Genomic DNA, 490 nt, shown 5'->3' with positions numbered 1-490 from the left:
CGCCAACCCCATGCCCCGGACCAGACCCCACCCCGTGACCGTGGCCGTCGAGACGGTCAGCCTGCGCATCGGGCACCTTCTCTACGGCGAGAAGTGGCACCCCACCACACCCCACCGTGAGACCAGACCAGCGGTGGACATCCTGACCGGCACCGGCGGCATCGGCCCACTCACCCACGGCCTCCACCGCCTGCTCACCGCCGCCCAGCACCTCGCCGAAGCCGCACCCCACCAACTCGCCCAGATCAAGAACCACCTCGTCACCGACTCCCCCGAGCACCGCCCCACCGGCCTCAACCGCCGCACCCGCTGGTACCCGATCCCCGCCCGCCAACTCGACACCCTCACCAACACCTTCCACACCACCGCCAAAGCCCAGACCCAAGCCGCCGCCGTCATACTGACAACGGTCCACCTCACCGGAACCGACACCCCCCGAGCCCGCCTCGACACCGCCGCCCACCACCTCTTCCGCCCCGGCCCACCCGAC

Annotated in this window: 1 pseudogene; it reads left to right on the top strand. The window is 71.0% G+C overall.

From position 1 onward, the window contains the following. Positions 1-34 precede the first annotated feature (34 nt). Positions 35-490 (top strand): annotated as a pseudogene (locus ACSNOC_RS27925) (hypothetical protein); the annotation flags it as partial.

This window comes from Streptomyces sp. URMC 129, from assembly GCF_051386415.1.
Classification (GTDB): domain Bacteria; phylum Actinomycetota; class Actinomycetes; order Streptomycetales; family Streptomycetaceae; genus Streptomyces.
This window is presented reverse-complemented; position numbering and strand designations above follow the sequence as displayed.